This window comes from Micromonospora sp. NPDC048868, assembly GCF_043198195.1.
In the GTDB taxonomy this organism is placed as follows: domain Bacteria; phylum Actinomycetota; class Actinomycetes; order Mycobacteriales; family Micromonosporaceae; genus Micromonospora; species Micromonospora reichwaldensis.
In genome coordinates this window covers 62,252-84,380 of sequence record NZ_JBICUN010000011.1, presented here as the reverse complement: position 1 = coordinate 84,380, position 22,129 = coordinate 62,252, and the positions used below count along the sequence as shown (strand labels likewise).

Annotated in this window: 22 protein-coding genes; 10 read left to right on the top strand and 12 right to left on the bottom strand. The window is 75.0% G+C overall.

The window, feature by feature from the left end:
• Window positions 1-68: 68 nt before the first annotated feature.
• On the top strand, window positions 69-434 hold the full coding sequence (locus ACGFNF_RS19180; RefSeq protein ID WP_357578035.1) for a hypothetical protein: 366 nt from the start codon (window positions 69-71) through the stop codon (window positions 432-434).
• A 194-nt stretch (window positions 435-628) separates the two neighbouring features.
• Here the strand turns inward: ACGFNF_RS19180 and ACGFNF_RS19175 are convergent, their stop codons facing one another.
• Window positions 629-2,323 (bottom strand): long-chain-fatty-acid--CoA ligase, encoded by a 1,695-nt coding sequence (locus ACGFNF_RS19175; RefSeq protein ID WP_357578036.1) that lies wholly within the window; start codon window positions 2,321-2,323, stop codon window positions 629-631.
• A 110-nt stretch (window positions 2,324-2,433) separates the two neighbouring features.
• Between ACGFNF_RS19175 and ACGFNF_RS19170 the strand changes: the two genes are divergently transcribed.
• Window positions 2,434-4,062, top strand: coding sequence for a glycosyltransferase 87 family protein (locus tag ACGFNF_RS19170; RefSeq protein ID WP_357578037.1), 1,629 nt, complete (start codon window positions 2,434-2,436; stop codon window positions 4,060-4,062).
• Here ACGFNF_RS19170 and ACGFNF_RS19165 read toward each other — a convergent pair.
• Together ACGFNF_RS19165 and ACGFNF_RS19160 are read right to left on the bottom strand one after the other, a co-directional pair.
• Window positions 4,019-4,195, bottom strand: a complete 177-nt coding sequence (locus ACGFNF_RS19165; RefSeq protein WP_357578038.1) for a hypothetical protein — start codon at window positions 4,193-4,195, stop codon at window positions 4,019-4,021. The genes ACGFNF_RS19170 and ACGFNF_RS19165 overlap by 44 nt on opposite strands.
• A gap of 730 nt (window positions 4,196-4,925) precedes the next feature.
• Window positions 4,926-5,639 carry a spermidine synthase gene (locus ACGFNF_RS19160; RefSeq protein ID WP_393169449.1) on the bottom strand — a complete coding sequence of 238 codons (714 nt, stop codon included), beginning with the start codon at window positions 5,637-5,639 and terminating at the stop codon, window positions 4,926-4,928.
• A gap of 212 nt (window positions 5,640-5,851) precedes the next feature.
• Between ACGFNF_RS19160 and ACGFNF_RS19155 the strand changes: the two genes are divergently transcribed.
• Window positions 5,852-6,370 carry a zinc-binding dehydrogenase gene (locus ACGFNF_RS19155; protein WP_393169447.1) on the top strand — a complete coding sequence of 173 codons (519 nt, stop codon included), beginning with the start codon at window positions 5,852-5,854 and terminating at the stop codon, window positions 6,368-6,370.
• Between the two features lie 9 nt (window positions 6,371-6,379).
• On the opposite strand, the gene ACGFNF_RS19150 is transcribed toward ACGFNF_RS19155, so the two are convergent.
• The 4 genes from ACGFNF_RS19150 to ACGFNF_RS19135 form a co-directional block, all read right to left on the bottom strand.
• Window positions 6,380-7,330 carry a sulfite exporter TauE/SafE family protein gene (locus ACGFNF_RS19150; protein ID WP_393169445.1) on the bottom strand — a complete coding sequence of 317 codons (951 nt, stop codon included), beginning with the start codon at window positions 7,328-7,330 and terminating at the stop codon, window positions 6,380-6,382.
• A complete protein-coding gene (locus ACGFNF_RS19145; protein WP_357578042.1) occupies window positions 7,327-7,929 on the bottom strand; it encodes a rhodanese-like domain-containing protein in 603 nt (200 codons plus the stop codon). The genes ACGFNF_RS19150 and ACGFNF_RS19145 overlap by 4 nt, the downstream gene beginning before the upstream one ends.
• A gap of 136 nt (window positions 7,930-8,065) precedes the next feature.
• Window positions 8,066-9,469, bottom strand: a complete 1,404-nt coding sequence (locus ACGFNF_RS19140; RefSeq protein ID WP_357578043.1) for an MBL fold metallo-hydrolase — start codon at window positions 9,467-9,469, stop codon at window positions 8,066-8,068.
• 136 nt (window positions 9,470-9,605) lie between these two features.
• Window positions 9,606-9,875, bottom strand: a complete 270-nt coding sequence (locus ACGFNF_RS19135) for a metal-sensitive transcriptional regulator (RefSeq protein ID WP_089000744.1) — start codon at window positions 9,873-9,875, stop codon at window positions 9,606-9,608.
• A gap of 245 nt (window positions 9,876-10,120) precedes the next feature.
• Here ACGFNF_RS19135 and eccB point away from each other — a divergent pair, with 245 nt between their 5' ends.
• Complete coding sequence (gene eccB, locus ACGFNF_RS19130) at window positions 10,121-11,506, top strand: type VII secretion protein EccB (RefSeq protein WP_357578044.1); 1,386 nt, start codon at window positions 10,121-10,123, stop codon at window positions 11,504-11,506.
• Window positions 11,507-11,639: 133 nt separating this feature from the next.
• On the opposite strand, the gene ACGFNF_RS19125 is transcribed toward eccB, so the two are convergent.
• From ACGFNF_RS19125 to ACGFNF_RS19105, 5 genes are all read right to left on the bottom strand, one after another.
• Complete coding sequence (locus tag ACGFNF_RS19125) at window positions 11,640-12,245, bottom strand: class I SAM-dependent methyltransferase (protein WP_393169443.1); 606 nt, start codon at window positions 12,243-12,245, stop codon at window positions 11,640-11,642.
• A gap of 95 nt (window positions 12,246-12,340) precedes the next feature.
• Window positions 12,341-12,937, bottom strand: coding sequence for a GNAT family N-acetyltransferase (locus ACGFNF_RS19120; RefSeq protein ID WP_393169441.1), 597 nt, complete (start codon window positions 12,935-12,937; stop codon window positions 12,341-12,343).
• A gap of 50 nt (window positions 12,938-12,987) precedes the next feature.
• The gene (locus ACGFNF_RS19115) at window positions 12,988-13,854 is read right to left on the bottom strand and encodes a carbohydrate ABC transporter permease (protein ID WP_132240245.1); all 867 of its coding nucleotides are present in this window, start codon (window positions 13,852-13,854) and stop codon (window positions 12,988-12,990) included.
• On the bottom strand, window positions 13,854-14,816 hold the full coding sequence (locus ACGFNF_RS19110; protein WP_151454691.1) for a carbohydrate ABC transporter permease: 963 nt from the start codon (window positions 14,814-14,816) through the stop codon (window positions 13,854-13,856). The genes ACGFNF_RS19115 and ACGFNF_RS19110 overlap by 1 nt, the downstream gene beginning before the upstream one ends.
• Complete coding sequence (locus ACGFNF_RS19105) at window positions 14,813-16,207, bottom strand: ABC transporter substrate-binding protein (RefSeq protein WP_393169438.1); 1,395 nt, start codon at window positions 16,205-16,207, stop codon at window positions 14,813-14,815. Before ACGFNF_RS19105 ends, ACGFNF_RS19110 begins: the two co-directional genes overlap by 4 nt.
• 116 nt (window positions 16,208-16,323) lie before the next feature.
• Here ACGFNF_RS19105 and ACGFNF_RS19100 point away from each other — a divergent pair, with 116 nt between their 5' ends.
• From ACGFNF_RS19100 to ACGFNF_RS19075, 6 genes are all read left to right on the top strand, one after another.
• Window positions 16,324-17,364: a zinc-binding dehydrogenase gene (locus ACGFNF_RS19100; RefSeq protein ID WP_393169436.1), complete on the top strand. Its 1,041-nt coding sequence runs from the start codon at window positions 16,324-16,326 to the stop codon at window positions 17,362-17,364.
• Entirely contained in the window at window positions 17,361-18,179 is an 819-nt protein-coding gene (locus ACGFNF_RS19095) for a TIM barrel protein (RefSeq protein WP_393169434.1), read from the top strand. Before ACGFNF_RS19100 ends, ACGFNF_RS19095 begins: the two co-directional genes overlap by 4 nt.
• A 62-nt stretch (window positions 18,180-18,241) precedes the next feature.
• On the top strand, window positions 18,242-19,540 hold the full coding sequence (locus tag ACGFNF_RS19090) for a hypothetical protein (RefSeq protein WP_393169518.1): 1,299 nt from the start codon (window positions 18,242-18,244) through the stop codon (window positions 19,538-19,540).
• A gap of 139 nt (window positions 19,541-19,679) precedes the next feature.
• The gene (locus ACGFNF_RS19085; protein WP_393169432.1) at window positions 19,680-20,069 is read left to right on the top strand and encodes a DUF2267 domain-containing protein; all 390 of its coding nucleotides are present in this window, start codon (window positions 19,680-19,682) and stop codon (window positions 20,067-20,069) included.
• Between the two features lie 269 nt (window positions 20,070-20,338).
• Window positions 20,339-21,097: an alpha/beta fold hydrolase gene (locus ACGFNF_RS19080; RefSeq protein WP_357578051.1), complete on the top strand. Its 759-nt coding sequence runs from the start codon at window positions 20,339-20,341 to the stop codon at window positions 21,095-21,097.
• 87 nt (window positions 21,098-21,184) lie between these two features.
• Complete coding sequence (locus ACGFNF_RS19075) at window positions 21,185-22,120, top strand: TauD/TfdA family dioxygenase (RefSeq protein ID WP_393169430.1); 936 nt, start codon at window positions 21,185-21,187, stop codon at window positions 22,118-22,120.
• The last annotated feature ends 9 nt before the right edge of the window (window positions 22,121-22,129 follow it).

Below are 22,129 nucleotides of genomic sequence, written 5' to 3'. Positions count from 1 at the left end.
GCCGGCCCCAGCGGGGTGCCCTGTCCCACCGGGATCGTTGGTGCGCGGCCCGCCTATCCTTGCCAGCCATGAACCCCGGTGACGTGACCGTTCCGCCGCCCGCAGACGGAGCCGGGGAACGGCTGGAGACCCTGCGGCGCTGGTGGCGGCTGCCGGCTCCCGCGCGACGCGAGGTACGGCTGCTCAGCCGCTCCGGACGGCACCACCCGGACCGGGAGATCGCCTGGGTGGCCTGGCGGTGGGCGCAGGTCGTGCTGCCACCGGGAGCGCCGGAGCCGGGCCGCGCCCGCAACATGCTCAGCGCGGCCGGCTTCTGGGCGCTCATCCTGCTGGACCTGGTCACCGGCGTCGATCCGACGGACCCGCCCGAGCCCCGGTGGCTCGACCGCCGCCGGGCCCGGCGCGTCCTGCGGGCCGGCCCGCCCGTCGCCTGACCGGTCGGCGGCCGGGGCGACGGCGCCGCCCGACGGGGTGCCGCCCGTCGGGGTGCCGCCCGTCGGGGTGCCGCCCGACGGGGTGCCGGCCGTCGGGGTGCCGGCCGACCCGATCCGCACTACCCGCCGCTGCACCGCTCGCTTGGCCCACGACACCGCCTCACCCGCCATCGCGGTGCCCGGGCCCGGCGGTCTCAGCCGTCGGCGAGCAACCGGTCGCGGACCTCGCGGCGCAGGACCTTGCCGATCTGGGACCGGGGCAGGTCCTCGACGACGACCACGCGGCGGGGCACCTTGTAGCCGGCCAGGTGCCGACGGCACGCCGCCCGCAGGCCCGCCTCGTCAGGTGGCTCGGCGCCCTCGTCCAGGACGACAGCCGCCACCACCTCCTCGCCGCCGTGCTCGCCGGGCAGGCCGACCACAGCGGCGTCGCGGACGCCGGGAACGCGGCGCAACGCGTCCTCCACCTCCGACGGGTAGACGTTGAACCCGCCGGTGATGATCAGCTCCTTGATCCGGTCGACCACGCTGACGAAGCCGTCGGCGTCGGCCACCACGACGTCCCCGGTACGCAGCCAGCCGTCGGGCAGCAGCGCCGCCGCCGTCTCCGCCGGGCGGTTCCAGTAGCCGGCGAACACCTGCGGCCCCCGGATCAGCAGCTCGCCCGCCTCACCCGGGGCGCGGTCGCGCGACGGATCCTCGGGGTCGACGATGCGGATGTCGGTGGACGGGAACGGCACGCCGACCGTGCCCGGCCGGCGGGCGGGGGAGACCGGGTTGCCGAGCGCGACGGGGGAGGTCTCGGTCATGCCGTAGCCCTCGACGAGCAGCCCGCCGGTGACCGACTCCCACAGCTCGACCGTCGCCGGGGGCAGCGCCATGGCGCCGGAGATGGCGTACCGGGCCGAGGAGAGGTCGATCCCGCGTTCCCGGGCGGTCGTGGCGAGCTTTTCGTAGATCGGCGGGACGGCGGGCAGGAAGGTCGGCGGCTGGCGACGCACCGCCGCCAGCGTCTGGTCCAGGTCGAAGCGGGGGAACAGCACCAGCGTGGCGCCGATGCCCACCGAGAAGGTGAGACAGAGCGTCAGCCCGTACGCGTGGAACAGCGGCAGCACCGCGTACACCGTCTCCTCGCCGTCGCGCAGGCCCGGCACCCAGGCGCGGCCCTGCGCCGCGTTGGTCCGCAGGTTACGGTGGCTCAGGATGGCGCCCTTCGGCGTGCCGGTGGTGCCGCCCGTGTACTGCAACAGCGCCGTGTCGTCCGGGCCGGGGGCGGGGTGCGCGGCGGCTAGCGGGCCGGCCTCGGCCACCAGCCGCTCCCAGGACAGCGCTCCGGGCGCGGGCCCGGTCATCGCCGCGCGGGTGGCCCGCGCCCGGGCCAACGGCAGCCGCAGCGCCCAGCGCTTGCGCCGGGGCAGGGCCCGGGTGAGGTCCACCGCGACCACGGTCTCGACGGCCGTCGCGCCCGCGCTGTCGCGGACGAGGGGGGCCACCTTGTCCCAGACCACCGCGACCCGGGCGCCGTGGTCGGCGAGTTGCCGGGTGAGCTCCTGCGCGGTGTAGAGCGGGTTGTGCTCCACCACCACCGCGCCGAGCCGCAGCACGGCGTAGAAGGCGACCACGTGCTGCGGGCAGTTCGGCAGCACCAGCGCCACCCGGTCGCCCCGGCCGACGCCGAGCCGGCGCAGCGCCTCGGCTCCCCGGCCCACCTGGTCGTCCAGGTCGGCGTACGTGGTGGTGGCGCCGAAGAAGTCCAGGGCGATCCGGGGGCCGAAGCGGTGGGCGGCGTCGCGCAGCAGGTCGACCAGCGACTCGTTGGACGGCGCGACGGTCGCCGGCACGCCCGGGGCGTAGCTGCGCAGCCAGGGCCGCTCGGCACTCAGGTCCATGTCTCTCCTCCGCCCGTGCCGGACCATCTCCTACTTAACGGTAACCTACGGTCGCGTAGGTAGCGTTCGGGGTCCCCCCGTCCGGCCGGCTCCGGTCGTAGACTCCGACGGTGCGGGATCGACGGGTCGTGGCGCTCTGGTCCGTGTTCGTCCTGCTCGCCGCCGCGTCGTCGGCGCTCGTCACGCTCCGCCCCGACCGCCTCTCCGACCTGCACATCTATCGTGGCGCACTGCTGCACCTGCAGGCCGGCCGGCCGCTGTACGAGTTCGCCGCCGAGAACGGCGGCCCCTTCACCTACCCGCCGTTCGCCGCGCTCGTGCTCTGGCCGGTCTCGGCCGTCGCCGAGGGTGTCGTGCAGGGGGTCTGGCTGGCGCTGATCTGCCTCGCGGTGGTCGCCATCGCGGTGCCGGTCGGCCGCGTACTGGCCGGCGGGCCGCGGCGGCACCTGGTCGTGCCGGCCGTCGCCTGCGCCCTGATGCTCTCCGCGCCGGTGCAGAGCAATCTGCGCTTCGGCCAGGTAAGCGTCTTCATCGTGCTGCTCGCGCTGCTCGACGGCATGGGCGTCCCCCCGGCCCGGCTGCGGGGCGTCCTCGTGGGGGTGGCCGCCGCGATCAAACTGACCCCGCTGCTGTTCGTTGTCTACTTCCTCGTCACGGGCCGCTACCGGGACGCCGGGCGGGCCGTCGTCACGTTCCTGGCCTGCGCCGTGCTGGGCGCGGTGGTTCTCCCGGTGGAGAGCTGGACCTACTGGACCGAGGCGGTGCGCAACACGTCCCGGATCGGCAACCTGGCCTCGCTGGGCAACCAGTCGGTGCACGGCATGCTGCTGCGCCTCGGCCTCGACCAGGCGTCGCTGCCGCTGCTCTGGGCGGCCCTGGTGGCCGTCGTCTGCGCGGTGGCCCTGCTGCGGGCCCGGCACCTGGCGGCGCACGGGCGCCCCGGCCACGCCGCCGTGCTCGTCGGCTGCGCGACCGTCGCCGCGTCCCCCGTGTCCTGGACGCACCACCAGATCTGGCCGGTGCTGGCGGCGATGCTGCTGATCGGGGCCGACGGGGTCGCCCGGCGGGTCGCCGGCGGCGCCCTGCTGGTGACCATGGTGGTCTCGCTGGGGGTGGCGCTCAGGCCGGTCTCGACCACGTCCGGGGTGCAGTTCCTCCTCGAGAACGCCCGGGCCCTCGGCGTCGCTGTGCTCTGCCTCGCCGGGTTCGGCGGGGCGGTGCTGGCCGCAGCCGGCGCGGGCCGACGGACCCCGGCGACCCGCGGCTGGCTGCGGGTGGGCACGACCGCCGCGCTGGCCGTGGCGTTCTTCGCCGTGCAGCCGCTGCCCGCAGGCGCCGATCCGACCTTCAAGGCGTACGCGCTCTCCGACGTCGCCAACCCGCGCTACTTCTTCGTCTGCCGGGGCCCGGCGGAGTGCGCCGCGTACGGCACGGACGCGCCGGTCACCTTCGGCACCCGCAGGGAGAAGACCAAGGTCCGCGTCAACGGGGTGGTGTCGCCCGCCGTCGCCCGGCTGGAATACCACTCCGCCCCCGGGGGCGCGCCCCGGGTCATTCCACTGCTCGCGCCCTACCCGGGCCCCCGGACGTTCTCGTTCCGGTCGGCGACCATGACCCACGGCCGGCTGGTCGCCTACGCGGCCGACGGGCGCCCGATCGCGACCTACGACGAGGAGTTGGCCGCCGCGCTCGCCGTCAGCGGTACCCGGCGGAATGGCGCACCGCCCGCCGGCCCTTGACCACCCCCATGACGACGACCGCGACCAGCGCCACCACGCCGATGATCACCAGCCAGCGGACCGCCTCCAGCAGCAGCCCGAGCAGGATGAGCGCGCCGGCGACGACGCCGACGGCCCAGAGCATGGCTCGCATGTCCACCTCCCGTGACTCCGGCCGCGCGGCGCGGCCTGGCCGTCTGCCTTCCCGGCCCGCACCCGGCCATGCCGCCACGACCGGCGAAGTCCTCGCGCGGCACGCCGGTGGCGCACATTTTCGCTGACATCACCGTCATGGTCCGGGCCGCCGCGTCGGCCAGCACCGCGTCCAGCGCCGCCCGGCAGCCGGCGGTACGGGAGTACGCCGCGCACGCCCGGAGGACCGCGACGCTCCGCCGACCAGCCGGCTACCTGGCGCCGGAGCTGGCGGTTACGGGAGCACGCCGCGCACGCCCAGAGGGCCGCGACGCTCCGCCGACCAGCCGGCTACCTGGCGCCGGAAGCCGGCGGTACGGGAGTACGCCGCGCACGCCCGGGAGGGCAGCGACGCTCCGCCGACCATCCGACTGACCGGCGTCCGAGGAGGCCCGGCACGGTCGCCACCGCCGCGGCCGTCCGGCGCGGCCGCTCCGCCGCCGGCCGACAGCGTGGATCTTGGACAGTTGTCGTTCTCGGGTAACGACAACTGTCCAAGATCGCGAGTGGATGTCCGCGGTGCGTGCTGCGGGCGTCGGTTCCGATCAGGCGCGGCGTTCCGCTGCCAGTTTGGCGGGGTGCTCGGCGGATCCGGCCACAGGTGGAGCAGCGGGGGGCGTCCCGTTTCCGCGGGTTGCGTCCAAAAGGCGCAGCGGTCCGGTCGCCGCCCGGCGGGGCGTCCGGTGACCGCGTCAGCGCTGGGCGACGTAGACCGTGTTGGCCGACTGCCCGCCGGTCAGCGGGTTGGGGAACGGGACGACGTGCGCCCGCGCGGTGCGGAACACCTCGGCGAGGACGGCCTCGAAGTCGGCGTCGGGCGGATCGTCCGACCAGAGGGCGAACACCCCGTCCGGGTGCAAATGGGCGGCGAGCCGGCGCAGGCCGTCGGGGGTGTAGAAGGGGGCGTGGCCGGGGTGCAGCACGTTGCGCGGCGAATGGTCCACGTCGAGCAGCACGGCGTGGAACCGCCGTTCCGGCTCCCGCGGGTCGAAGCCGGTGCCCTCGGCCACCGCGGCGAAGAAGTCGGCCCGCACGAACCGGGTACGCGGGTCGGCGGCCAGCCCGGCGGCGAAGGGCAGCAGCCCCCGGCGGTGCCAGTCGATGACGTCCTCGATCGCCTCCACCACCAGCAGCGAGCCGACCCGGTCGTCGGAGAGCGCGGTGCGGGCGGTGTAGCCGAGGCCGAGGCCGCCGACGACCACGTCGAGCCCCTGCACGGACAGGGGAGCCAGGCCCAGCCGGGCCAGCTCGATCTCCGCGACGGGGAAGAGGCTGGACATCAGGTACTCGTCGTCGAGCTTGACCTCGTACACCTCGACGTCGAGCGACGGGTCGCGGCGCCGGCGCAGGCTGATGAGGCCGATCGGGGTCTCCCGCCAGGCCAGTTCCTCGAATCGCACGCCCACGGGCCCGGATGCTACCCCCCGCCGCCCCGGGCCCCGGCGGCCGGCACGCGCATTCCTCCCGCCCGGCCGGGTATGCCCACCCCGTCGAGGGCCACCCGACCGGGGGCCGGGCAGGGGGCGCGCGGTGGCGGACATGCTGGCCGGACGGCTGCACCTGACGGAACGGGCGCTGCGGATGGACCCGCCCCGGCGAGGCGGTCGGGGTGTGGGGCGTGGGTGGGCTGGGCGCGCACGCCGTCCAACTGCTGCGACTGGTGGGTGCGGCCCCGGTGATCGCGGTGGAACCGCTGGCGGTGGCGCGGGACCGGGCGGCGGTCCTGGGGGCCGACGCGGTGCTCGACCCGGCCGACGCCGCGTTCCGCGAGACCGTGCTGGAGTTGACGGGCGGGCGGGGGCTGGACGTCGCGTTCGACTTCGCCGGGGTGACCGCCGTACGCGAGCAGGCGTTGACCGTGCTGGGCCGCCGGGGCCGGCTGGTGCTCGCGGGCATCGCCAACAAGCCGGTGACGATCGCCTCGGACAGCCCGTTCACCTACTTCCAGCAGGCGGTGCTCGGCCACTACGGCTCGGAGGGCGAGCACGTCGAGCAGTTGGTGTCCCTGGCCCGGCAGCGTCGGCTCGACCTGTCGGCGTCGGTCAGCGACGTGCTGCCGCTGGCCGACGCCGAGGAGGCGGTGCGCCGGGTGCAGACCAAGCAAGGTGACCCGATCCGGCTGATCCTGCGCCCCTGACCAATTCCGCTACGTCCGGTCGGGCCGGTCCCGCCGCTCGGGCGGGCTCCGATGGTCGGGCCGGTCCCGCCGCTCGGGTGAGCTCCGATGGTCGGGTCGGTCCCGATGGTCGGGTCGGTCGAAGCGGCGGCGCCGCACGACCGCCGTAGCCGCCGTCGCCGCCGTCACCAGGGCGACGGTCCACAGCAGGGGATCCGTCCGCAGGTGCGCGGGCAGTTGCCCGGCCAGGACGAACACGCCCATCGCCGCCACGAACCAGCCGAACGCCCGGCGTAGCACGTCCTCGCGGACGCGTCCGGCCAGCCGGCCGCCGGCCAGGCTGCCGAGCACGGCCGCGGCGGTGACGGCGGTGGCCAGGCCCGGGTCGATGTCGACGGTGGACAGGTAGCCGGCCAGCCCGGCGAACGACTTCATCGCGATGACCACGAGCGAGGTGCCGACCGCGACCGGCATCGGCAGGCCGCCCAGCAGCGCGAGGGCCGGCACCACCAGGAACCCGCCGCCCGCGCCGACCAGGCCGGTGACCAGTCCGACCACGACGCCGTCGAGGAGCACCCGCGCCACGGGCAGCTCAGGCCGCTGCCGCCCGGGGCCGTCGTGCCGGCCCCGCAGCATGGCCGTCGCGGTGGCGAGCATCATGACGGCGAAGCCGGCGAGCAGGACGGCGGGCGGGACGAACGCGGCGAGGCGTCCGCCGCCGTACGCGCCGACCATGCCAGCGGCCCCGAAGAGCAGGCCGGTGCGCCACCGGACCCGGCCGGCCCGGGCGTGCGGCAGCGCGCCGACGGCACTGGTCACCCCGACGACGAGCAGCGAGGTGGCGATCGCCTCGCGGGCCGGCAGGTCGGCCACGTAGACCAGCAGCGGCACGGCGAGGATGGACCCGCCGCCGCCGAGCAGGCCGAGGCTCATCCCGATGAGGACGGCCAGCGCGACGGTCAGCGCGAGGCTGCCGGTCACGGCAGGGGCCGGGGCGTCGGGTGGTCTCCGAGCCGACCGACGACGGTCTGCACGTCGCAGCTCGCGCCGCGGTTGTAGGGGAGCCTGCCGAGCAGCATGCCCATCGCGCAGGTGTCGGTGACGGCGGCGAAGGTGAGGCCGGCGCCGATGAGGCCGGCGACCCACTTCAGGCCGGGTACGAACACCGAACCGAGGATGCTGAGCAGGACGATCGAGCCGGCGACGAGGCGGACCTGCCGCTCCAGCTCCCAGCGAGGCGTGCCCCGGCGGACCGGTCCCTGGGCGGCCTGCCACGCGGTCATCCCGCCGTCGAGGATCCTGAGGTCGGGCAGCCCGACACCAGCGAGGGCCTGCCCGGCCCGGGTGGCGCGAGCCCCGGAGCGGCAGATGAGCACCACCGTCTCGTCGAGGTGCCGCCGCAGCTCCTCGCGGTGCTCCCTGAGCACGTCGAGCGGCACGTTGTGGGCGCCGGGGACGTGGGCCGTCTCGAACTCCGCGGGGGTGCGCACGTCCAGCATGCGCGGAGCGCGGCCGGAGTCGATCAGCTCGCGCAGCGTGGCGGCGTCGAGGGTGGGCGGGGCGCTCGGTGAAGTGGTCATCTCTCCTCGTTCAGTGCTCGATCGCCCGTGGAAGGGCAGGGTGGGTCGGCCCGGCGCCGATCGGCGGCGGGCGCGCGTCGCCGTGCGGACGACCGGTGGCGTACGCAGGGGGCGGGGCCGGCGGTGCGTGGGTCGGTCAGGCGTCGCCGGGGCTCATGGCGACCCCGGCGGCTTCGGCCCGGCCGAACTTGTCGTCGATCACGACGACCTCGCGGCCCGCGTTGGCCAGCAGGGACGCGGCGACCGTGGCCCGGTAGCCGGAGCCGCAGTGCACCCAGACGGTGCCGGCGGGCACCTCGGCGAGGCGCCCGGGCAGGTCGGGCAGGGGGATGTGCACGGCGCCCTCGACGTGACCGGCGGTCCACTCGTTGGTCATCCGGACGTCGAGCACCACGTCCGGGGCGGGCAGCCCCGCCGGGGTGTCGCCGGCCCGGGCGGCGGCCAGCGCGGGAAAGTCGGTCATCCGCAGCTCGCGGAGCTGTCCCGGCCCGGTGGACCACCGGTCGGGGTCGCCGGTGGCCTGGGCGGCCGGCCGGTCGATGCCGATGCGGACCAGTTCGCGCTGGGCGTCGGCGACCTGCTCCTCGGTCTCCGCCAGCAGGGTGAGCGGTGCGCCCCAGTCGATGAGCCAGCCGAGCCAGGTCGACATCGGGCCGTCGAGTCCGAGGGCGACCGTGCCCGCCAGGTGCGACGTGGCGTACGCCTTGCGGTGGCGCAGGTCGACGACCCACTGGCCGGCGGCGATCCGCTCCCGCAGCTCGGCGGCGTCGGCCCGGGCGACCGGGGTGAGGTCCACCGGCGCCGGGCCGGCGAGGTTCGCCACCCCCATGTGGGCGTAGTACGCCGGGTAGGCGTCGAGCCCGGCGAGGGTCTCGGTGACGAACTCGTCGGCGGCGAGCCGCAGCACGGGGTTCGCCCGCTTCTCCCGGCCGATCGTCGACTCGGGCGCGTCGGCCTGGCTGGCGGAGCAGAAGCTGCCGAAGCCGTGGGTGGGCCACACCTCGGCGCCGTCGGGCAGCAGGTCGGCCAGGCGCCGGGCCGAGGCGTGCTGGTGGTGGGCGAGTTCGTGGGCGTGCTCCCCGCCGAGCAGGTCGGTGCGCCCGGTGGTGCCGAAGAGCAGCGAGCCGCCGGTGAAGACGCCGACCGGGCGCCAGCCGGAGTCGTCGGCCTCGTCGAGCACGTACGACAGGTGGTGGAACGTGTGTCCCGGCGTGGCGAGCACCCGCAGCCGCAGCGCGCCGGAAACGGGCACGGTATCGCCGTCGGCGACCGGCGTCCGGTCGAAGTCGACCTCGTCGTCCGCGGCGACGAGGTAGCGGGCGCCGGTCAGCCGGGCCAGCTCCAGGCCGCCGGAGACGTAGTCGTTGTGGATGTGGGTCTCCACCACGTGCGTGACGCGTACGCCCTTCTCGCCCGCGAGGTACAGGATCCGGTCGATGTCGCGCTGCGGGTCGACCACGATCGCCACCGTGCCGTCGGAGGCCAGATAGCTGCGGTCGCCGAGCGAGGACGTCGCGATGACGGACACCTCAACTGCCATTGCCGTGCTCCTTGTGGGATCAAATACCCCGGGGGGTATGTGGCGGGCACACGCCGGGGTGTTGACGTGTGCAATCTGTCTACCCGCACACGCCGCTGCCACGCAACGTGTGCGGTGCGTTTCTTCAGGTGGCGGGTCAGGCGAGGGCGAGGAAGAGCTTCTCCAGCTCCTCCTCGGTCATCTCCGGGGAGTCGCCCCGCTCGCGGGCGGCGGTGCAGTGCCGCATGCCGGAGGCGATGATCTTGAAGCCGGCCCGGTCGATCGCCTTCGACACCGCCGCGAGCTGGGTCAGCGCCTCGCGGCAGTCCTGACCGGTCTCCATCATCTCGATGACCGCGTTCAGCTGACCTCGGGCCCGCTTCAGGCGGGTCAGGGCCTCGCTCGTCATCTCGGGTCGAAGCTTCACCGCGCACCTCCTCGTGTTCCTCACGATACCCCCGGGGGTACCTGGATGCCATGCTACCCCCTAGCCGGGCGGGCGGGCACGTCCGCGCGGTGATCCTGTTCGCACCGGCGGAGGCACCCCGCCGGGAATGGGGAGGCGAGGACCGCCTCCGGCCGCCTCCGCCCGCAGCACCGCGACGCAGGGTCGTCGGGCCGTCGACGCAACGCTTATCCTGTGCCCCGACCGCCACACCGGGAAGGGTTGCGATGCCGTCGCGGCAGGACCAGCTGCACTCGTACCAGTTCACCGTCCAGCGGGCCGTCGCCGCCCTGGTGATGCGGGAGACCGACCCGGCGCAGTCGCCGTTCCGGCGGCTCGCCGGCGCCGGCCTTGCCAGCGTGCTGGTCGCGGCCATCGGCCTGGGCGGTTTCGCCCTCTACGGCCTCTTCACCGGGGGCGGCAGCACGTGGCGCGACACGGGCGCGGTGATCGTGGAGAAGGAGTCCGGGGCCCGGTTCGTCTACCGGGAGGAGAAGCTGCACCCGGTGCTCAACTACGCCTCGGCCCTGCTGATCATCGGTGCCGAGCGGCCGAAGACGGTGCTCGTCTCCCGGCGCGCCATCGACGGGGTGCCGCGCGGGCTGCCGCTGGGCATCGCCGACGCCCCCGACTCGCTGCCCGCCAGGGGCCGGCTCTCCACCGCGCCGTGGACGGTCTGCTCCGCCGCCGGCGAGGCCGACCGGACGACGCCCCGCTCGGCGCTGCTGATCGGCGTGACCGCCGGAGGAGGCCGGGCCCTCGGCGAGGACGCGCTGCTGCTGCGCCACCCCGACGGCGGGCTGCATCTCGTCTGGCACCAGCGCCGCTACCTGGTGCGCGACACCAACCGGGTGCTGGCCGCCCTGGCGGCCACCCGGGCACGGGCGGTCCCGGCGGCCCCGGCCCTGCTCAACAGCCTGCCCGCCGGCGCCGACCTCGCCCCGCTCGCCCTGCCGGCCGAGGGGGAGCGCTCCGCGCGGGTGTCCGGGGCGCGCATCGGCGACGTCTACCTGGTACGTAACTCGGGCGGTGGCCGCCAGTACGCCGTCGCGCTGCGGGACGGCCTGGCCGGCATCACCGAGTTGCAGGCCGGCCTGCTGCTGGCCCGCACCGGCCAGGGCGAGCCGGAGCCGATCACGCTCGGGCGGTTCGCGGCGCTGCCCAAGCTGCCCGACCTGGCCCCGACGGGGCCCACCGCCCCGCCGACCGCGCCGCCCCGGCTGGCCGCCTCCGACGGGGTGGGGCTCTGCGCCCGGGTGGGCGACGACGGCGGCGTCACGGAGGTCCGGCTCGGCGTACGGCTGCCCGACCTCGCCGCCGCGCCGCGCACCGTCCAGGCGGCCGGGGGTGGGGTGCGCGCCGACCACGTCGTGGTGGAGCCGGGCCGTGGCGCGGTGGTCGAGGCGGTCGCGGCGCCCGGTGCGACCGGCGGCGCGGTCTCCGTGGTCACCGACCTGGGCCGACGCTACGTCCTCGCCGGCGGCGAGGTGCTCGGCACGCTCGGCTACCGCGACGTGCGGCCGGTGCGGCTGCCGGCCAGCCTGGTCGCCCTGGTGCCCGCCGGCGCCACGCTCGACCCGGCCGCCGCGCGGGTCGTCGCCGCCCCCGCCTGAGCGCGCCCTTGCCTGAGCCCGTGCTCGCCTGAGCGCGCTCCCGCCTGAGCGCGCCGCCGGCTGGGCCGGTGCCGCGCCGCTACCTCGGGTGGCCTCGGCGAGGGCGAAGCGGTCGGGCTCGGCCGGGCGGGGCTCAGCCGGCGGGGCGGCGCAGCACGGTGACGGCGAAGTCGGCGTCGTCGCGCCACGGGCGCAGGTCCCAGGTGGCGAAGCGGTGCTCCAGCCGCAGGCCGGCGGCCACCGCGTCGGCGTCGAACCCGGTCAGCGGGTAGCCCCGGTCGGTGCCGAAGCCGACCGCCAGCACGCCGTCGGGGCGCAGGTGGGCGGCGACGCGGCGCAGCACCTCCCGCTCGGTGCCGGGGGCGACGAAGGCCAGCACGTTCCCGGCCACGACCGCCGCGTCGAACGGCTCCGGCTCGCCGGCCGCCGCCAGGTCCAGCTCGCTCAGGTCGGCGACCAGCCAGCGCGGGCCCGGGTGGTCGGTGCGGGCGGCCTCCACCAGCGCCGGGTCGGCGTCCACCCCGATCACGGTGTGGCCCCGGGCGGCCAGCGCCGCGCCCACCCGGCCGGTGCCGCAGCCGGCGTCGAGGATCCGGGACCCGGGCGCGACCAGCGCGTCCAGCAGGCGGGCCTCGCCGGCCAGGTCGGCCCCCTCGGCAGCCAGCCGGCGGAACCGGTCGATGTACCACTGCGAGTGCTCCGGACCGGTCTCGGTCTCCCAACGGGTCGGGTTTGCCATGCCGCCACCGTAGCCGGGTCCCCGGTGCTCCCCGGGGGGTGGGGCGGACGGGGCGATGCCCCGCCGGTGCCGTGGACCGGGGATACCGTGGCCGCTCAGGCCGGCGGGACGTCGCCGCCCGGGCCTCCCGCCGACGAGCCGGCAGCGCCGGGCGACGGATCGACGACCCAGTGGTTGGTGCGGAAGAGGCGGCCGGCGAACTCCGTCTGCTCCTCGCCGACGAGGGCGAAGCCGACCGATCGGCAGATCGCGTTCGACGCGGCGTTGGTCGTGGCGGGGAAGGCGTGGATGAGGCCCCACCGGCCGTCCGCCCGGGCCAGGGCGAGCACGGCGCGGACGGCTCTGCCCGCCAGGCCCCTGCCCTGGAACTCCGGCACGACCATCCAGCCGATCTCGGAGAGGCCCCCGTGGGAGTACACCGTCACCGTCCCCGCCACCTGCGCGGAGTCGCCGGTAATGATCATCTTGATCCAGGCGCTACCGTCGCGGACGGTCTCGAGGTCACGCCGGAGCTGGGCGGGCACGCGCTCACGCGGCTGCGGGCCGCCCAACTCCGCCATCACGGCCGGATCGCAGCGCATCCGCACGTACGCGTCGAGGTCGCCCGGCTCCACGTCGCGCAGCCGCATCCCGACCGCGGGCGGGGCAGCCGTGGGCACGTCGTCGGGGACCGCGCCGGGGGAGGCATCCACCCGGCACATCCTCGACCAGCGCCCACCGCGCGGCAACCCCGCCCGCCGCCTCAGCCCTTCTCCGCGCCGCTGGTGAGCCCCTCGGTGAGCAGGCGCTCGCTGGCGAAGAAGAGGATCACGATGGGCAGGGTGAGGATCACCGAGCCGGCCATCAGCACCGTCTTGGGCACCTCGACGCCGTCCGCGAGCTGCGCCAGCCCCAGCGACACCGTCCACCGGTGCGGCTTGTCGACCAGGAACAGCAGGGCGAACAGGAACTCGTTCCAGGCGATCATGAAGTCGTACAGGGCGACGGCCATGATGGACGGCGCCGCCAGGGGGAGGCTGACCCGGCGGATGATGCCGAGCCGCCCGGCGCCGTCGATGGCGGCCGACTCCTCCAGGCTGACCGGGATCGTCTCGAAATAGTTGCGCAGCATGTAGACCGAGACCGGCAGGGTCTGCGAGATGTAGACCAGCACCAGGCCGAGCAGCGAGCCGCGCAGCCCGGCCCGGGTGAAGACCACGAAGAGCGGGATGGCGATGACGATCGACGGGAACAGGTAGACCGCCAGGAAGAGGAAGTCGACCTGCCGCCGGCCGAAGAACCGCAGCCGGGCGACCGCGTACGCGCCGGGGATCGCCACGGCCAGCGTCAGCAGCGTCGCCGCGACGGCGACCAGGCCGCTGTTGCGCATGAAGGTCAGGAATCCCTGGCCGCCGTCGTCGACGGCCTTCACCACCTCGGCGTACGTGTCGAAGGTCAGCTCGCCCAGCCCCACGACCAGCGAGCCGGGGTCGAGCAGCAGCCGCTCGATGGGGCGCACCGAGAGCACCAGCATGTAGTAGAAGGGAAAGACGGTGACCAGCAGGAACGCGGCGATCACCAGCCGGCGCAGCCAGCGCAGGCCCACCGTCTCGATCCGGTCCCGGTCCATCAGCCGTCCCTCCGTCCGCCGAAGAAGCGCAGGTACACCACCACGAACACGATGAGCACCACGGCGAGCACGACCGCCTGCGCCGCCGCCGCGCCGATGTCCGTACGCGCGGTCAGGAACTCGTAGACCCGGACGCTCACCACCTCGGTGCCGGCGGCCCCGCCGGTGAGCAGGTAGACGTCGTCGAACTTGTTGAACGTCATGATGAAGCGCAGCACCCCCAGCAGGCCGATCACGGGCAGCAGCTGCGGCAGCAGGATGTGCCGGAACCGCTGGGTCGGCGTGGCCCCGTCGACCCGGGCCGCCTCCTCCAGTTCGCCCGGCACCGCCTGGAGCCGGGCGAGCAGGAACAGGAACGCGAAGGGGAAGTAGCGCCACGCCTCGAAGGCGACGACCGTGGCCAGGGCCGTCGACTCCTGGGACAGGAACGGCACCGGGGTGTCCCAGCCGAGGAACCGCCGCCCCCAGTCGTTGACGATGCCGAGCTGCGGGTCGAGCATCACCTGCCAGACGAAGGTGACCGCGACGACCGGCGCCACGTACGGCAGCAGCATCGACGCGCGCACCAGGGTGCGGCCCCGGAACGGCCGGCGTACGACCAGCGCCGCCACCAGGCCGAGCACGATCGAGCCGGCGGTGCTGGCCACGGCGTAGACCAGCGTGGTCCACAGCGTGTCGGCGAAGCCGGGGGTGTTCAGCACCCGCTCGACGTTGTCCATCGTGAACTCGCCGAACAGCCCGGTACGCCGCAGCGTCGCCAGGCGTACCCGCTGGAAGGCCAGCACGACGGTCCAGACGATGGGGATGCCGATCACGGCGACCACGACGAGCAGGGTCGGGGCGACCAGCGCGAGCCCGGCGCGGGACTCGCGGCGGCGCAGGGTCAGTGGTCTGCGGCGGCGGGCCGGGGCCGGCCGCTCCCGGGCGGGGGAGCGGCCGGTGTCCGGTGGGGCGGTGGTCAATTGACGCCCGCCTTGATCGCCTCCACGTCCTTCTTCGCCCGTCCGGCGGCCGCGGCGGCGTCGGTCTTGCCGGCGACCACGTCGTTCAGGGCCTTGGGCACCGGCAGCTCGCCGAGGATCGCGCCGACGAGTTTGCCCTGGCCCTGGGTGAGCCCCCACCGCTGGAAGGTGTCGGGGCTGCGGCGCAGACTGGCGAGCACCTCCTCGCCGTAGACCTCGGCGAGCGGCTTGCGGGTGTCGACGCCGGCCTGGCTGGTGTTCCAGGCGGTGAGGAACTTCTCCGGCTCCTGCCCGGTGCCCTTGCGGACGGGGAAGCGCCCTTCGGGGGACATGCCGAACCAGCGCGGGTAGCCGTCGCCGAGCATGTGCTCCACGAAGGACCTCGCCGGGTCGGCGGCGGCGCCGTCGAGCACGGCCCAGGAGCTGATCTCGCCGTACTGGGCGGGTTCGACGCCGTTCGGGCCCTTGATCGCGGTGACGAAGCCGCTGTTCTTCGCGAGGAACGCCGGGTCGGCCTGGCACTGCGGGCAGGTCGGCCTGGCGTCGTCGCGCAGGCCGGCCAGCTCGTCGAGGATGAACGGCGACCAGACCAGCATGGCCGCCTTGCCGGCGAAGTAGGTGGCCCGGGTGGTGTCGACGTCCTGCGCGCCCCTGACCGAGCTGGTGCGCATCAGGTCGCCGTAGAACCGGAACGCCTCGACGCACTCCGGGGAGTCCAGCTTCACGGCCCCGGAGTCGTCGGTGAGCTGGCAGTTGTTGGCCAGCGCGAGATGCTCGAAGGTCTGCTGGGTGAACACGTCGCCGGGGGCGGTGGCGGCGGTGACGCCCGCGACGCCGCCGGCGTTGAGCCTCGTCGCGGCGGTGGCGATCCTCTCGTACGTGTCGGGGGCGGGCAGCCCTGCGGCGGCGAACAGGTCCTTGCGGTAGACGAGCAGCTGGCCCCAGCCGTCGCTGGGCACGGCGAGCTGCCTGCCGTCGTCCGCGGTCAGCTCCAGGGCCCGCGGCGAGAAGGTCTGCCTGCCGAGCTTGTCGACGACCTCCGCGTTCGCCGAGGAGTGCAGCAGTTCGTTGCCGGCGAGGGTACGCACGCCGGCGAGCGACACCGAACCGACCACGTCGGGCAGTTCGCCGGCGGCAGCGCTGGTGGCGATCAGGGCGGGGAACTGGTCCTCGTTGACGGTGACCAGGTCGACGGCGATCCCGGTGCTGGCGGTGAAGTCCGCGATGATCGCCTTGGTGGCGGTGACCCGGTCGGCCACGTCCTCCAGGCTCCACACGGTGATCTTCCTGCTGTCGCTGTCGGATCCTTCGTCGCCGCAGCCCAGCAGAGTGGCCCCGGTGACTGCCATGATCAGGGTGGCGGCGAGTATCCGCATCGGAGGTGCTGGCATCGGTGGCACTCCTCTCGAAGGGTATACAAGGGATTCAACCCCTTCGATTGATCAATTACAAGACATATGCCGATTTATTGCCTACACTGGAGCCCAGTGCTACCGGGATGTGACTCATGGTCAACTGGGTTGTCTCACTCGCCGGGCCCCGACGGATCAGCCTCGAGCCCTGCCCCCCGGACCCGCTCGGCCCCGGTCGGGTCCGCGTCCGCACCTGCTACTCCGGCATCTCGGCCGGCACGGAGCTCACCCTCTACCGGGGCAGCAACCCCCGGCTGAGCAAGGACTGGGACGACGTCAGCCGGATGTTCGTGCCCCGGCAGACCGCCGTGCCGTACCCGCTGGTGGGCTTCGGCTACGAGGAGGTCGGCGAGATCGTCGAGGTCGCGCCCGACGTGGCCGACCGCCGGGCCGGGCAGGTCGTCTGGGGCATCTGGGGGCACCGCGCCGAGGCCGTCGTGCCCGCCGACACGGTGCACCCGCTGCCCGCCGGGCTGGATCCCCTCGCGGCGGTCTTCGCCCGTCCGGGGGCGATCGCCCTCACCGCCGTACTCGCCGGCGACCTGCACCTGGGCGACTGGGTCGCGGTCTTCGGGCAGGGCGTCATCGGCCTGCTCGCCACCCGCCTCGCCGCCCTCTCCGGCGCGCGCGTGGTCGCCGTCGACCGGGTGCCCGCCCGGCTGGCGCACGCCACCCGACTCGGCGCCCGGCTCGTCGTCGACGCGGGCGCCGAGTCCGCCGCGGCCGTGCTGCGCCGGGCCACCGGCGGCCGGGGCGCGGACGTCTGCCTGGAACTGTCCGGGGCGTACCCGGCGCTGCACGAGGCGATCCGCTCCACCGCCCACGCCGGTCGCGTCGTGGCCGCCGGCTTCTACCAGGGACAGGCCGACGCGCTCGGCCTCGGTGAGGAGTTCCACCACAACCGGATCCAGCTGGTGGCGGCCCAGGTCTCCGGGCCGACCCCGGCGCCCGGCATGGCCGGCCGGTGGACCGGGGCCCGCGTCGCACACACCTTCATGGCCCTGGTGGCCGAGGGCAGCGTCGACCCGCTGCCGCTCGTGAGCCACGTCGTCGACGCGAGCGCGGTGGCCGACGCGTTGGCGCTGCTCGACCGCGGTGACGCGGACGCCCTCCAAGTGGTGCTGAGGTTCCCATGACGATTCCCCTGGCCTGCCAGGAACAACTCCTGCCGGGCACCGACCTGATCCAGAAGTACGCGCTCGCCACCGCGCTCGGCTACGACGCGATCGAGCTGCGCGGCTCCGGCGACCTCGGCCTCGCCCGCCGGCTGCCCGAGCTGCGCCGGGCCCGCGCCGCCGGGGTGGTCATGCCCACCGTCTGCGTGGAGATGGACCACTTCATCGGCGACTTCGACCCCGAGCGCTCCCGCGACGCCGTACGCAACCTGCGCTCCCAGCTCTCCGTAATCGCCGAGCTGGGCGGCGTCGGCGCGATGACCCCGGCCGCGTGGGGAATGTTCTCCCGGCGGCTGCCGCCGTTCGAGCCGCCCCGCCCACCCGCCGCCGACCGGCAGGTGCTCGTCGACGCCCTGGGCGAGCTGGGGGAGCACGCGCGCGCCGAGGGGGTCACCCTCTTCCTGGAACCGCTCAACCGGTACGAGGACCACATGGTCAACCGGCTCGCCGACGCGGTCGCCCTCTGCGCGGCCGTCGGGCTGCCCACGGTGCGGGTGGTGGCGGACACCTTCCACATGAACATCGAGGAGGACGACGTGCACCGGGCGCTGCGCGCCGCCGCCCCGTACCTCGGGCACGTGCAGGTCAGCGACTCCAACCGCTACCAGCCCGGCGCCGGGCACCTCGCCTGGCCGGCGCTGCTCCGCACCCTGCTGGAGATCGACTACCGGGGCTGGCTGGCGCTGGAGTGCCGGCTGCGCGGCGACCCCGTACGCGCCCTGCACCAGGCCGCCGCCGTGCTGCGCCACGCCCAGCCCCGGCAGGCGGCGGCGTGAGCACCGGGACCGCCGGCGGCCCGCCCACCGCCGTCGACCCCGGCGCCCACGACCGGGGGGCCCTGCGCCGCCTCGCCGTCGCCACCCTCGACGCCAACTGGGAACACGACCACACGGTGCCCTCGCGCACCCTCTACCCGCACCAGTGGAGCTGGGACTCGGCGTTCATCGCCATCGGCTGGTCCCACGTCCGCCCCGAGCGCGCCTGGTGCGAGCTGGCCAGCCTGTTCCGCGCCCAGTGGGTCGACGGGCGGGTGCCGCACATCGTGTTCAACCCGGCCCTGCGCGTCGGCTCGTACTTCCCGGGGCCGGAGTTCTGGGAGTCGGGGCTCGCCGAGGGCGCCCCGGCGGCCACCACCTCCGGGCTGATCCAGCCGCCCGTGCACGCGCCCGCCGCCTGGCTCGCGTACCGGCGGTGCCCCTCGGAGCAGGCGCGGGCCGCGCTGCGCCGGCTCTACCCCCGGCTGGTGGCCCAGCAGCGTTACCTCGCCACCCGCCGGGACGTCGGCGGGGGCGGGCTGGCCTGCATCGTCCACCCGTGGGAGTCTGGGCTGGACAACAGCCCCGCCTGGGACGCGCCGATGGCGGCGGTGCCCGCCGACGCGGCCGTCATGCGCGCGTACCGCCGGCACGACACCGCGCACGCCGACGCCGCGCACCGACCCACGGACCTCGACTACGCGCGCTACGTCGCGATCGTGGCGTCCTACCGCGAGCGCCGCTACCGCGACGACGACCTCGCCGGCCGGCACCCGTTCCTGGTGGAGTGCCCGCTGGTCAACGCCGCCATGGGCGCCGCCGAGCACGCCCTCGCCCGGATCGCGCCGCTGGTCGGCGCCGACCCCGGCCCGCACCGGGAGCGCGCCGCGCGGATCACCGAGGCCCTGGTGCGCCGGCTGTACGACCCGGCGACGGGCGTCTTCCACCCCCGGGACCTGCGCGCCGACCGCCTCGTGCCGGCCCGGACGGTGCTCGGCCTGGCCCCGCTGGTCCTGCCCGACCTGCCCGCGCGGCAGGTGTCGGCGCTGGTCGCCGAGGCCTGCTCGCCGCGCTTCGGGCTGGCCGCCCGGATGGACCGGCCGCTGCCCAGCCACGACCGCACCGCGCCGGACTTCGAGCCGCTGCGCTACTGGCGCGGGCCGAGCTGGATGAACGTCAACTGGCTGGTACGCCGGGGACTGCTGCGCCACGGCCGCCCCGACCTGGCCGCGGGCCTGCGCGACTCGATGATCGAGCTGGTGGCCGGCGCCGGCTGCCACGAGTACTTCCACCCCGACACCGGGGCCGGGCTGGGCTCGCCGGCGTTCGGCTGGACGGCCGCGCTGCTGCTCGACGTCCTCGCCGACGACCCGGCCGGCTGATCCCGGCCGGGCGTCCCCGGTCAGCCGGCGGGTACGACGTCCGTCGACGGCCCCGCGCCCCAGGGCCGGCCGGACGGCGGGGTCGTTTGCCGGTGCCGGGCGCGGGTAAGCGCGGGGCCGCTGACGACAGGAGGCTGCCGTGCGGTTCCCCCTCTTCGTCGACGCGGTGTCCCGCCGCGCCGGACTACCCACCGCCCAGGCCGCCACGATCGCCCGCGCCGTGTTGCAGACCATGGTGGAACGGATGAGCGGCGGCGCGACCGGTCGCCTCCCCGACGAACTCGACGGCTATCTCGCGGAGGCTGGTGCCGGCGACGGCCCGCCCGGCGCGACCGGTCCGGCGGACTTCGTGCGACGGGTGGGGGAGCGGGCCGGGACGGACGAGGCCACCGCCCGGGCGGGAACCGGTGCCGTCTTCGCCACCCTGCGGGAGGCGGTCACCGTCGACGAGTTCCGCGACATGGTGGCCCGGCTGCCCCGGGACTTCGACGGCATGACCCAACCGATCCCCCGACCCGACGACGCCTGACCGGCCACCCGCCACCGCCCGCGCACCGTTGCGGCGGCCCGCCACGTGGATCCTCGCGGGCGGGCATCGCGCCTTATGCTGCTTCCGACCCGAAGGTATAGGCAGATCATGAGGCCCCTCCTGGAGCATGGTGGTCGGCCCGAACGCGGTCGGCCCGCCGATGCCTCGGAGGGCGCCGCACCTCGGGTCGCTCCGGCACGCCGGAGCGACCCACCACCCGTTCCGGCGCCAGCGGCACCGGAGCGGCCCCTCTCGACGAAAGGCGCGCGGTGACCTGGTTCCTCTCCGCCGGCGGCTGGCACCCGGCGCCGGTCCAACTCTTCTGCCTGCCCTACGCGGGCGGGGGCGCGACCGTCTTCCGGCGCTGGCAGGACGAGCTCGGCCCCGACGTCGAGGTGCTGCCGGTGCAACTGCCCGGCCGCGAGAACCGGATCAGCGAGAACCCGGTGTTCAAGGTCGTCGACGTCGCGTACGCCATCGCCGAGCGGGCCCGTGGCCCGTACGCGATCTACGGCCACTCGATGGGCGGCAGGGTCGCCTTCGAGGTCGTCCGCGAGCTGCGCCGCGCCGGGCGTCCACTGCCGCTGCGGCTCTACGTCGGCGGCGCCCGCGCCCCGCACGTCAACGCGCCCAGCCACTTCGACGGGCTGTCCCGGGTGGACGACGACGAACTGCTGCGTCGCCTGGCGGCCGGCGGCGGACTGCCGGCGGGGCTGCTGGACTACCCGGAGCTGGTCGAGCTGCTGCTGCCCCTGCTGCGCGCCGACCTCGCCCGGGTGGACGACTACCGCTACACCCCCGAGGAGCCGCTGCCGATGCCGATCGTGGCGTTCAGCGGGCGCGGCGACGACACCGTCTACCGGGAGCACAGCGCCGGCTGGCGGGAGCACACCGCCGCCGGCTTCACCCTGCACGAGATCGACGGCGGGCACTTCTTCCTCAACGAGCGGCTGCCCGACCTGCTCGCCGTGATCCGGGCGGACCTCACCGCCGCCCGCACCGACGCGGCCCCCCGCCAGCACGGGTGAGCCGCCCACCACGGCCGCCGTCCGGGCCGCCATCCCGCTGTCCCGCGGCCGCCCGCCGCGACGGCGGGCGACGACAGGAGCGAGAGCATGAGTGACCGGATCGCCACGCTGCCGATCGTCGTCGAGAACGACGGCCGCGAGCTGACCGAGCTGATCGCCGCCCGCCGCGCGGAGCTGCGGGCGGGCCTGGTCGAGCACGGCGGGCTGCTGTTCCGCGGGTTCGACGTCGGCGGCGTCGAGGGCTTCGACCGGGCGGTGCGGGCGCTGTCCGGCGAGCCGCTGGTCTACACCGAGCGTTCGTCGCCCCGGCACGCCATCGCCGGCCGGGTCTACACCTCGACCGACTACCCGCCGGACGAGGAGATCTTCCTGCACAACGAGAACTCGTACCAGGCCCGCTGGCCGTTGACGTTGTTCTTCTACTGCATCACCGCGCCGCAGACGCGGGGCGCCACCCCGCTGGCCGACGTCCGCCGGGTGTACGCCGAGATCGATCCGGCGGTACGCGAGGAGTTCGTCCGCCGCCGCTGGATGCTGGTGCGCAACTTCCACGGTGACTTCGGCACCCCGTGGCAGCACGTCTTCGGCACCGACGACCGGGCCGAGGTCGAGGCGTACGCGGCGGCGAACCGGATCGAGCTGGAGTGGCGGGGCGCCGGCGGGCTGCGTACCCGCGCGGTGCGCGACGTCGTGCACCACCGGCCCGGCTCGGACACCCCGCGCTGGTTCAACCACGCCACGTTCTTCCACGTGAGCACCCTCGCCAAGGACCTCCAGGAGGGGCTGCTGGCCATGTTCGGCACCGACGGGCTGCCGGCCAACACGTACTACGGCGACGGCGGCGAGATACCCGCCGACGTCATGGACCACCTGCGGGCCGCGTACCGGGCGGCCAGCGTCCGCTTCGACTACCGGCGCGACGACGTGCTGGTCGTGGACAACATGACCGCCGCGCACGGCCGGGAGCCGTTCACCGGCCCTCGCAAGATCGCCGTCGCGATGGCTGAGCCGCACACCCCCTGATCCGCGTCG

Excerpts from the sequence above, each read along its gene's own strand:
- ACGFNF_RS19180 (WP_357578035.1), top strand. The coding sequence starts at position 69 with ATGAACCCCGGTGACGTGACCGTTCCGCCGCCCGCAGACGGAGCCGGG.
- ACGFNF_RS19175 (WP_357578036.1), bottom strand. The coding sequence starts at position 2,323 with ATGGACCTGAGTGCCGAGCGGCCCTGGCTGCGCAGCTACGCCCCGGGC.
- ACGFNF_RS19165 (WP_357578038.1), bottom strand. The coding sequence starts at position 4,195 with ATGCGAGCCATGCTCTGGGCCGTCGGCGTCGTCGCCGGCGCGCTCATC.
- ACGFNF_RS19145 (WP_357578042.1), bottom strand. The coding sequence starts at position 7,929 with ATGACCACTTCACCGAGCGCCCCGCCCACCCTCGACGCCGCCACGCTG.
- ACGFNF_RS19140 (WP_357578043.1), bottom strand. The coding sequence starts at position 9,469 with ATGGCAGTTGAGGTGTCCGTCATCGCGACGTCCTCGCTCGGCGACCGC.
- eccB (WP_357578044.1), top strand. The coding sequence starts at position 10,121 with ATGCCGTCGCGGCAGGACCAGCTGCACTCGTACCAGTTCACCGTCCAG.
- ACGFNF_RS19125 (WP_393169443.1), bottom strand. The coding sequence starts at position 12,245 with ATGGCAAACCCGACCCGTTGGGAGACCGAGACCGGTCCGGAGCACTCG.
- ACGFNF_RS19115 (WP_132240245.1), bottom strand. The coding sequence starts at position 13,854 with ATGGACCGGGACCGGATCGAGACGGTGGGCCTGCGCTGGCTGCGCCGG.
- ACGFNF_RS19105 (WP_393169438.1), bottom strand. The coding sequence starts at position 16,207 with ATGCCAGCACCTCCGATGCGGATACTCGCCGCCACCCTGATCATGGCA.
- ACGFNF_RS19100 (WP_393169436.1), top strand. The coding sequence starts at position 16,324 with ATGGTCAACTGGGTTGTCTCACTCGCCGGGCCCCGACGGATCAGCCTC.
- ACGFNF_RS19095 (WP_393169434.1), top strand. The coding sequence starts at position 17,361 with ATGACGATTCCCCTGGCCTGCCAGGAACAACTCCTGCCGGGCACCGAC.
- ACGFNF_RS19075 (WP_393169430.1), top strand. The coding sequence starts at position 21,185 with ATGAGTGACCGGATCGCCACGCTGCCGATCGTCGTCGAGAACGACGGC.